The sequence below is a fragment of the Paraburkholderia monticola genome (assembly GCF_001580545.1).
Classification (GTDB): domain Bacteria; phylum Pseudomonadota; class Gammaproteobacteria; order Burkholderiales; family Burkholderiaceae; genus Paraburkholderia; species Paraburkholderia monticola.
Genome location: NZ_LRBG01000013.1, coordinates 22,384 through 28,717 on the forward strand (window position 1 = coordinate 22,384; position 6,334 = coordinate 28,717).

Sequence of the window (6,334 nt, forward strand, 5' to 3'; positions counted from 1 at the left end):
TACTCGTGGAGTTAGGCGTGAGTTCCAAAGTCGTGATCGTCGGCGGTGGGGTGATCGGCAGCTCGGTTGCGTATTTCTTGCGGCTGTCGGATCCGACGGTCGGTGTCACGGTGATCGAACGCGATCCGACCTATGCGCGTTCGTCGTCGGCGTTGTCGGCGGCGTCGATCCGGCAGCAGTTCTCGACGCCGCTTTCGATTCAGATGTCGCTGTTCGGCATCGAGTTTCTGCGCTCGATCGGCGAGCGGCTCGAAGTGGCCGGCACGCGGCCCTCGATCGACTTGCACGAAGGCGGCTATCTGTTTCTGGCGACGCGCGCCGGTGTTGCGACGCTGCGCGAGAATCAGGCGCTGCAAAAAAGTCTCGGCGCGGATATCAGCCTGCTCGACACGCACGACTTGCAAGCGCGCTTTCCCTGGCTCAATACCGACGACCTCGTCGCCGGCGCTTATGGCGAAAGCGGCGAAGGCTGGTTCGACGGCTATGGTCTCGTGCAAGCGCTGCGCAAGAAGGCGCAGGCGCTCGGTGCGCGCTATGTCGCCGCCGATGTGACCGCGCTCGATCGCGACGGCGAGCGCGTCACGCGGGTCCGAACCGCGGACGGCGAGGCCCATGCGTGCGACGTCGTCGTCAACGCGGCCGGCGCGTGGGCGCGCAAGATTGCGCAGATGCTCGGCATCGACCTGCCGGTCTACGCGCGGCGCCGCAGTATCTTCAATGTGACCTCGCCGGCGAAGCTCGAACGCTGTCCGCTGTTGATCGATCCGAGCGGCGTGTATTTCCGGCCCGAGGGCAATTCGTATCTTTGCGGCACCTCGCCATCGGCCGATAACGACCCCGACGATCTGCCGCTCGACGAAGTCGATCACGCGCTGTTCGACGACGTGATCTGGCCGACGCTCGCGAATCGCGTGCCGCAATTCGAAGCGCTGCGCGTGCAGACCTGCTGGTCCGGCTACTACGAATACAACGTGCTCGATCAGAACGCGATCATTGGGCATCACCCGGACGTCACTAACTGCATCTTCGCGAACGGTTTCAGCGGGCACGGTTTGCAGCAAGGGCCGGCGACCGGGCGAGGCATCAGCGAACTGATTCTGCATGGCCGCTATACGACGCTCGACCTGAGTTCGCTGAGCTTTACGCGTGTGCTCGAAAACCGGCCGATCGTCGAGAAGAACGTGGTGTAGCCATCGGTGTGGCGGGCTAAGGGGTCATGCGGAAAACGCAATAAGTAGTGCATAGATATCGTTTGCCGCTGGTCCCGCCGATGGCCACAATCGACGCCGATCGTCTCTGACATCTCCATCGATATCACGCGAAAAACAGGCGGCCGTCACCATGTACTCATTCAATCCCGCATTCGAAGCGCCGAGCGGCTCGCCGATTCGCGAGCTGTTCAAATACCTCGCGCAGCCCGGCATGATTTCGTTCGCCGGCGGCTATCCGGCGAGCGATCTGTTCGACCGGGAGGGACTCGATGCCGCGGCCGCGCGCGCATCGCAACAGCCGGCGCTGTGCCTGCAATACGGCCCGACCGATGGCATCGCGATCCTCAAGGAACAGCTCGCGCAGTTGATGACACGGCGCGGCACGCCATGCGCGCCCCAGGACCTGCTGGTGACGACCGGCTCGCAACAAGGCTTCGATCTGCTGCTGCGCGTGATGGTCGCGGCCGGCGATGTCGTGCTCGTGGAGCAGCCCGCGTATCCGGCCACGTTGCAGGCGCTGAAGCTGCAACAGGCCGACGTGGTCACGGTGCCCGTCGATCAGCACGGCCTCGACGTCGCGAAGCTCGCCGAATTGTTCGAAACGGGCAAGCTGCCCCGCACGCCGAAGCTGCTGTACACGGTGCCGACGTTCGCGAATCCGACCGGTGCGACGTTGTCGCTCGAACGTCGAATCGCTTTGTTGAAACTGGCGGCGCGCTATCGGTTCGTGATCGTCGAAGACGACCCGTATGGCGACTTGCGTTTCGAGGGCACCGCATTGCCTTCGCTTTTCGCCTTGAGCGAGCAGGTGCCCGGTTCGCGCGACTGGGTCGTGCATTTTTCGAGTCTGTCGAAGATCGTCGCACCGGGCTTGCGCGTCGGCTGGATGATCGCGCACGCGGAAATCGTGCGGCGTTGCGTGGTCGCGAAGCAAACCGTCGATCTGTGCAGCTCGCCGTGGACCCAGGCGATTGCTGCCGAATACCTTGCAAGCGGCGCGTTGGAGCGGCATCTGCCGCGCATCATCGATGCGTATGCCGTGAAATGCCGCGCGCTGTGCGATGCGCTCGACGCGAATCTCGCGCGGCACATCGCGTTTCATCGTCCGGCGGGCGGCATGTTCGTATGGGCGCGTCTGAACGCGGCGCGCGATGCGTCCGACTATCTGCGCGTTTGCATCGAGCAGAACGTGATGTTCGTGCCGGGCATCGCGTTTTATCGGGACGCGGTCGATAGGGCGGCGCTGCGTCTATCGTTTGCCGCGCCGGGTGTCGAGGATATTGAAACGGGTGTGTGCCGAATGAAGCGCGCGCTCGAGCGGTACTTCGAGGGGCAATAAAGCCTTAATCGCATCGACACGGCCAGTCGAATGCGACCGATTACCCGGCGTGCATCTAATGTGCGGCGGGGTTTTCCGCGCGCAGCGCTATCGGCTGAGCCGCACGCAGTGGTGTGGCATTCGCGGCGGCGTGACCGGCTCCGCGCTCGGTTACGGCGTGCGCACGTTGATGTATGCGCTGATGTGCGTCGTCACGCTTGGTCAGATGACGCCGTGGGTATCGATGCGTCTGATGGAGCGCTGCATCAATGCGAGCAGCTTCGGTAGTCTGATGTTTCGCTTCAAGGGGCGCGTGCGGGCCGTCTACGGTCTGTTCCTCGTGACGTTCGTCGGGGTGGTCGTGCTGTTCGCCGTTCTGTTCATGGTGTTTTTGAAGGAAGCTCTCGCATCGGTGCATCTCGGCCAAGCGCCGGAGGCGGGTACGGCGCCGCCGCTCGCCGCGCTCGGATCGCGATTGCGCTTCGGCAATAGCATCAGCGTGGTGCGTCTGCTCGGCTTGCAATGCGGCAATCTTGCGATCATCGTGTTCACGCTCGGCCTGGGGGCGCCGATCGTGCTGCATCGGCTGATGCGCTTTGTCGCGGACACACTTCAGGTGTGCGGCTACCTCGACCCGCACATGCTGGGTCAAAGCTTCTGAGATCGATGGGACGTCGCGAGCACCGTGCGACGCTCGGCTCCAACGTCGGCGGGCGATGTGCGGCAAGCCGTAGCACATGCGACACATCGAAGGCGCAGGCACGAAAGCCAATACGCTCAATGAGTTAGCGCAGTCATGCGCAGGTTGTCCACAAGCTTGTTCCCAAATTCTGTGGACAACCGGGCAAGAGCGAAGCCGAGAGCTCACACGCGTAAAGCAGCGCGTGAAAGGTACAGCAGAAAGCAAACAGCGGGATGCACCGTCGACCGGTTCATCCCGCTGCTTGTGTACGTTGGGTGGGGTGGCTTGCCGTGCAGCGCGCACGACAAGCATGCCAGGCGCTTATCGGTCGAGGAACGACTTCAGGCGGTCCGCGCGGCTCGGATGCATGAGCTTGCGCATTGCCTTGCTCTCGATCTGACGGATCCGCTCGCGCGTCACGTCGAACTGCTTGCCCACTTCTTCGAGCGTGTGATCCGACTTCGTGTTGATGCCGTAGCGCATGCGCAGCACCTTCGCTTCGCGCGGCGACAGCGAGTCGAGGGCATCGTCGATCGCGGCGCGCAGGTCGGCCTGCATCGCGGCATCCGCCGGCGACGACACGGCCGCGTCTTCGATCATGTCGCCCAGCGTCGCATCGCCGTCGTCACCGACCGGCGTCTCCAGCGACACCGGCTGCTTCGCGATCTTCAGAATGCCACGCACCTTCTCTTCCGACAGCTCCATGCGCTCCGCGAGCACCGCCGGATGCGCTTCCTGGCCGGTCTGCTGCAGGATCTCACGCGAAATGCGGTTCAGCTTGTTGATCGTTTCGATCATGTGCACCGGCACGCGGATCGTGCGCGCCTGATCGGCGAGCGAACGCGTGACAGCCTGACGAACCCACCACGTCGCGTACGTCGAAAACTTCCAGCCACGGCGGTATTCGAACTTGTCCACGGCCTTCATCAGACCGATGTTGCCTTCCTGGATCAGGTCGAGGAACAGCATGCCGCGGTTCACGTACTTCTTCGCGATCGAGATCACGAGACGCAGGTTCGCTTCGATCATCTCGCTCTTGGCCTTGCGCATCTTCGATTCGGCCGCGACCATCTGGCGATTGATCTCTTTCAGATGCTTGAGCGGCAGCGACACCGTCGCTTCGATATCGATCAGCTTCTGCTGCTCGGACTGGATCGCCGGCAGGTGACGCTCGAGCGCCGCGCCATAGGTCGACGCGCCCGTGCGTGCCGCGCGCTCGGTCCAGCCGAGGTCGGCCTCGCTACCCGCGAACGTTTCGATGAACTTCTCGCGCGGCATGCCGGCCTTCGAGACGACGATCTGCAAAATGTTGCGCTCGATCGCGCGCACTTGCGCGACCTGGTGCTGCACGTCGCCGCACAGACGGTCGATCGTGCGTGCGGTGAAGCGGATCTTCGCGAGGTGCTGTTGAATGTCTTCGCGTGCGCGCAGATAGGCCTTCGAGGTGACGTCGCCGCGCGTGTGCGACGCGTTCATCTGGTCGTACAGAATGCCGACCTGGGCGAAGATTTCGAGGCAGTCGCTCGTGAGCTGCTTCAGGCGAGCTTCGTCCGCCGCCGACGAATCGGCCGGGCTCACGTCGTCGTCATCTTCGTCTTCGCTTTCTTCGTCGGCGTCGGTGACTTCTTCGGCATCCGCATCGGCGCTCGCGACTTCTTCCGCGGCGGCCGTCTCTTCATTCAGACCGTCGACGAGTTCGTCGATGCGCAGCTCGCCGTCAGCGACCTGTTGCGCACTCGCGAGGATCGCGGAGATCGCGAGCGGGCACGCGGCGATCGCCTGGACCATTTCGTGCAGGCCGTCTTCGATGCGCTTCGCAATCGCGATTTCGCCTGCGCGCGTGAGCAGCTCGGTCGCGCCCATTTCGCGCATGTACATACGTACGGGGTCGGTGGTGCGGCCGAACTCGGAGTCGACGGTCGACAGCGCGACTTCGGTTTCTTCGTCCGCCTGGTCGTCCGACACGACGGCCGGGGCATTCGAGTTGAGCAGCAGCGTTTCCGCATCCGGCGCCTGCTCGTAGACTTGCACGCCCATGTCGCTGAACGCGCTGACGATGCTGTCGATCGCGGCGGTCGCCGTGAAGTTGTCGGGCAGGTGGTCGTTGATCTGCGCGTGGGTCAGGTAGCCTTGCTCTTTGCCCAGCTGGATCAGTGCGCGCATCAGGCGCTGGCGTTCTTCGGCTTGTTGCGGCAGCAGCTCGGCTGCCACGGGGATCGCTTTGCCGGCGCCCTTGCCTTTGGCCGAGCGGCCGGACGGAGCTTTGGCAGTGAAGGCGGCGGTGTCGTGTTGCGAATCTTCGCGATCAAAAGGGTTCACGTAATTTCCTCTAGAGGCTTCGCTATGAGACGCAAGACGCTACCGTCAGGCGTTTCGAGCAGGGCTCAGCATCACCTGATGTGACTCAACGCGGTTGTTGGGCTGTGCTCTGGGGAGCAAAAAAGATGAGCCCGCTCGAAGCGGGCCGATGGATATGCGAAATTTTGCGCGGCTCGCATTATATACGAGCTTGCGGGTTCGCGCTCATGGGTCCACATCAAATCATCGTGGCTGTTGTTGTCGCATGCATGCTGAGGCTGCCTTGGTGCGTGGTCCGTGCATGCGCGCCACGGTCTGGACATGGGGGCGCGTTGCTCCTGGCACAAGGGGGCTCGATGCCCTTTCTATATATATGGAGCCGTAACGTCGCACGCTGTCCTCGAAAGAAATTCGCAGAAGGGGCTTGACGTGTTGTCGATCGCTCTCCATAATCTCGTTTCTCTGCTGCAGACGCAGCGACGCAAACGAAGCGGTGCCGGGTAGTCAGGTGCTGCGCAGTGCGCGGATCGATCTTTAAAAACTAACAGCCGATAAGTGTGGGCGCTTGATGCGGAATGCAGCGGCGGATTCTCCGGAATCTGCTGTCAAGCAAAAGTATCAGAAGCCTCACACAGTAATGAAAGGAAGGTTTTTCCATCGAGAGATGGTTGAACACTTCGTCAGTACGTTGAGTGAGCGACCGGTTCGAAAGAACCGAAAACAGTAACAGGTTTGAACTGAAACGATTGATGATGGATTAGATTGAACGGTGGCTGCATTGCTTAGACATTCAAATCGAAGGGCAGCCGGGGCACGAACCTGTTG

Annotated in this window: 4 protein-coding genes; 3 read left to right on the forward strand and 1 reads right to left on the reverse strand. The window is 62.2% G+C overall.

Annotation, left to right across the window (positions count from 1 at the left end; translation table 11 throughout):
* Positions 1–17 precede the first annotated feature (17 nt).
* The 3 genes from CI15_RS16435 (at position 18) to CI15_RS16445 (ending at position 3,190) form a co-directional block, all read left to right on the forward strand.
* A complete protein-coding gene (locus CI15_RS16435) occupies positions 18–1,190 on the forward strand; it encodes an NAD(P)/FAD-dependent oxidoreductase (protein ID WP_062129400.1) in 1,173 nt (390 codons plus the stop codon).
* 151 nt (positions 1,191–1,341) lie between these two features.
* Positions 1,342–2,550 carry an aminotransferase-like domain-containing protein gene (locus tag CI15_RS16440; RefSeq protein WP_062129401.1) on the forward strand — a complete coding sequence of 403 codons (1,209 nt, stop codon included), beginning with the start codon at positions 1,342–1,344 and terminating at the stop codon, positions 2,548–2,550.
* A gap of 58 nt (positions 2,551–2,608) precedes the next feature.
* Positions 2,609–3,190, forward strand: a complete 582-nt coding sequence (locus tag CI15_RS16445; protein WP_062129402.1) for a DUF898 family protein — start codon at positions 2,609–2,611, stop codon at positions 3,188–3,190.
* Positions 3,191–3,532: 342 nt separating this feature from the next.
* Here the strand turns inward: CI15_RS16445 and rpoD are convergent, their stop codons facing one another.
* On the reverse strand, positions 3,533–5,530 hold the full coding sequence (rpoD, locus tag CI15_RS16450; protein WP_062129403.1) for an RNA polymerase sigma factor RpoD: 1,998 nt from the start codon (positions 5,528–5,530) through the stop codon (positions 3,533–3,535).
* Between the last annotated feature and the right edge of the window lie 804 nt (positions 5,531–6,334).

Coding starts and splice junctions, on each gene's coding strand:
- CI15_RS16440 (WP_062129401.1), top strand. CDS start 1,342: ATGTACTCATTCAATCCCGCATTCGAAGCGCCGAGCGGCTCGCCGATT.
- CI15_RS16445 (WP_062129402.1), top strand. CDS start 2,609: ATGTGCGGCGGGGTTTTCCGCGCGCAGCGCTATCGGCTGAGCCGCACG.